General features: G+C 58.1%; 2 protein-coding genes. Both read right to left on the bottom strand.

The features are described 5' to 3' along the window. Positions 1–344: transposase domain-containing protein (locus ACOCD2_RS25560; RefSeq protein ID WP_419588290.1), on the bottom strand; the 344-nt coding region annotated here is incomplete at its 3' end. 35 nt (positions 345–379) lie between these two features. Continuing rightward, positions 380–541 (bottom strand): IS66 family insertion sequence element accessory protein TnpB, encoded by a 162-nt coding sequence (tnpB, locus tag ACOCD2_RS25555; protein ID WP_374113851.1) that lies wholly within the window; start codon positions 539–541, stop codon positions 380–382. Positions 542–554 lie beyond the last annotated feature (13 nt).

Below are 554 nucleotides of genomic sequence, written 5' to 3'. Positions count from 1 at the left end.
GGCAGGTTCTCGTCGAAGCCGTCCGCCTTGGTATGCCGCTTACGCGGCTTTTTCGGTTCCGCCTCGGCCAGTTCCTTTTCCACCTCCTCAAGCGAGACTTCCAGCTCGGCTTCGTCGAACAACTCGCCCTGGAAAGGCAACTTCTCGCTGCGTGCCCCGAACTTGCGCAGCCGCGCCAGGCGCAGTTGTTCTTCCAGCAGCAGGATGTGTTTGCGCAATTCGGCGTTGAGGGCCTGCTGTTGCGCCAGAAGACGGTCTTTCTCTTCGAGAATCCGCCGCAGATCGGCCGCGGGGAGTGGCGCTGGAGAAGATGGATTCAGGTGGATGTCCGGCGCCGTTTTCATGGAACAAATTATAACATTATCATCTGCTTAGCGCATCAGAAAGTGGCCTCATAATGCAGCTTTCTGTGGCCTTTCATGGCCCCGAGGTCATAGCCGTCGAGCAGCCAGTTGATCTGCTGCCCCGTCAGCGAAACCAGCTCCTCTTCACCACCCGGCCAGTGGAACTTCTCCTCGGCCAGGCTCTTGTAATAGAGCACGAACCCGTTGTCT

It is taken from the genome of Thiolapillus sp., assembly GCF_048562965.1.
In the GTDB taxonomy this organism is placed as follows: domain Bacteria; phylum Pseudomonadota; class Gammaproteobacteria; order Chromatiales; family Chromatiaceae; genus Thiolapillus; species Thiolapillus brandeum_A.
This window is presented reverse-complemented; position numbering and strand designations above follow the sequence as displayed.